The sequence below is a fragment of the Streptomyces sp. NPDC058877 genome, assembly GCF_042742855.1.
GTDB lineage: Bacteria > Actinomycetota > Actinomycetes > Streptomycetales > Streptomycetaceae > Streptomyces.
Window position 1 is genome coordinate 1 of sequence record NZ_JBHYMF010000363.1, and the last position, 2,404, is coordinate 2,404.

Consider the following 2,404-nt stretch of genomic DNA (forward strand, 5'->3'; position numbering starts at 1 on the left):
CCCACGGACGGGGGGTGCCCCTCCTGCCATGCCCGGGCCTTGTCGCGCTCAGGTGCCCGGCACGGCGGCGGTCAGAAGAACACCGACCGCCGCTGCACCAGGAGCTTGTACAGGGTGTGCTGGATCTCCTCCCGCACCTGGTCCGTCAGGTTGAACATCAGCATCGGGTCCTCCACCGCCTCCGGCGCATAGGAATCCGTCGGGATGGGCTCACCGAACTGGATCGTCCACTTCGTCGGCAACGGCAGCGCACCCAGCGGCCCCAACCAGGGGAAGGTCGGGGTGACCGGGAAGTACGGAAGGCCCAGCACCCGCGCCAGGGTCTTGGCGTTCCCGAGCATCGGGTATATCTCCTCCGCCCCGACGATCGAGCAGGGCACGATCGGCACCCCGGCCCGCAGCGCCGTCGACACGAAACCGCCGCGCCCGAAGCGCTGGAGCTTGTACCGCTCTCCGAAGGGCTTCCCGATCCCCTTGAAACCCTCCGGCATCACCCCGACGATCTCACCGGCGCGCAGCAGCTGCTCCGCGTCCTCCGCACAGGCCAGCGTGTGCCCCGCCTTGCGGGCCAATTCGCTGACGACCGGCAGCACGAAGACCAGGTCCGCCGCGAGCAACCGCAGGTGCCGCCCGGCCGGATGCCGGTCGTGGACGGCGACCTGCATCATCAGCCCGTCCAGGGGCAGGGTCCCGGAGTGGTTGGCGACGATCAACGCCCCGCCGTCGGCGGGGACGTTCTCGATGCCCTTCACCTCCACCCGGAAGTACTTCTCGTACAGCGGGCGCAGCAGCGACATCAGGACCTGGTCGGTGAGCTCTTCGTCGTAGCCGAACTCGTCGACCTCGTACTCACCGGTGATCCGCCGCCGCAGGAACGCGAGGCCGCCCGCGAGCCGTCGCTCCCAGCCGTTCCCCGCGGCCGGTGGCGCCTCGGGCTCCGCCGGTGCCCGGCGGGCGGCCCCGGGCTCCTCGGGGGCGTCCTCCGGCGTCCGTCCGGACCCGGGCAGGGCGCGTACGGCCGCCGACTCTCCGTCGGCCCGGGCGGTCCGGCGGCGGGACCGCGAACGGTCGTCGTCGAACGGAATGACCTTGGCGTCCGCCATCGCAGTCGGTTCTCCTCAGGCGCCGTCGTGGACTGTGGAAGGGGCTGTCGAAGAAGGCGGGGGCGCGACGGGGGCGTCCTCGGTCGGGACCACGCTCCCGGCGAGCCGGTCCACCGCCCCGGCGAGCCGCTCGGGCGGCAGCAGCCCCGGCCCCCGGTGCCGCGCGAAGTCCGCGAGCGCCTCCGCCGTGGAGTAGCGCGGCGAGAACCCCAGGACTTCCCGCATCTGGACGGTCGAGACGACCCGACCGTGGGTGAGCAGTCGGATCTGCTCGGGAGCGAAGTCGGTGATCCCGACCGTGCGCAGCGCCGTTCCCACCCAGGTGACCGCGGGCAGCAGCACCGGTACCGTCGGGCGCCCGAGCCGCCGTGCGCACTGGGAGAGCAGCAGCACCCCGTCTCCGGCCACGTTGAAGGTGCCGCTGTTCAGGGTCGCCCTACGGGGCTCGTGCGCCGCCAGGCGCAGCACGTCGACCACGTCGTCCTCGTGGACGAACTGCAGCCGCGGGTCGTGGCCCAGGACGGTCGGCAGCACCGGAAGCGCCAGGTACTCGGCGAGCGGGGAGTCGATCCGGGGGCCGAGGATGTTCGCGAACCGCAGCACGCACACCGCCACGTCCGGCCGGCGGCGGGCGAAGCCCCGGACGTACCCCTCGACCTCGACGGCGTCCTTGGCGAAGCCGCCGCTCGGCAGGGCCTTCGCGGGCGTGGTCTCGGTGAAGACGGCCGGGTCCCTGGGTGCGGAACCGTAGACGTTCGTGCTGGACTTGATCACCAGCCGCCGTATCCGCGGCGACTTCTGGCAGGCTCCGAGGAGCTGCATGGTGCCGATGACGTTGGTCTCCTTGACCGACGTCCGGCCGCCGCCGCCGAGCGCCGTGCCGGTGACGTCCAGATGGACCACCGTGTCGACGTCGTGCTCGGCGAGGACCTTGGCGATCTCGGGCCGGCGAATGTCCGCCCGTACAAACTCGGCGGCGCCGAGCTGGTGCGTCGGTTCGACCGCGTCCACCGCGATCACCCGCTCCACTTCCGGGTCCCGCTGGATCCGCCGCACGAAACGGCCGCCCAGCTGCCGGGCCGCTCCCGTGACGAGCACGACCTTGCCCAAGATCAGCGCCTCCGTCCGTCCTCCGTCGGTGCCACCGTAGCGTCTCGACGTTTCGGCGCGATAAAAGCGTGGCCCTTCACCGCGAACGGTGAAGGGCCACCCCGGAAGCACCAAAATCTGGGGTGGAGCTGTGGCCGTACTTGTTGTTTGGACCCGGAAACCGGGGTCTTATAAACAAAAACGCGCCCACC

At 71.2% G+C, this 2,404-nt stretch carries 2 protein-coding genes; both read right to left on the minus strand.

Going from position 1 to position 2,404, the window contains the following annotated elements; translation table 11 throughout:
- Positions 1–71: 71 nt before the first annotated feature.
- Complete coding sequence (locus ACFW2Y_RS35505) at positions 72–1,103, minus strand: lysophospholipid acyltransferase family protein (protein WP_384887798.1); 1,032 nt, start codon at positions 1,101–1,103, stop codon at positions 72–74.
- Between the two features lie 15 nt (positions 1,104–1,118).
- Positions 1,119–2,213 (minus strand): NAD-dependent epimerase/dehydratase family protein, encoded by a 1,095-nt coding sequence (locus tag ACFW2Y_RS35510; protein ID WP_384887800.1) that lies wholly within the window; start codon positions 2,211–2,213, stop codon positions 1,119–1,121.
- Between the last annotated feature and the right edge of the window lie 191 nt (positions 2,214–2,404).

Bases quoted from the DNA above. Each gene is read 5' to 3' on its own strand.
- ACFW2Y_RS35505 (WP_384887798.1), bottom strand. From the start codon at position 1,103: ATGGCGGACGCCAAGGTCATTCCGTTCGACGACGACCGTTCGCGGTCC.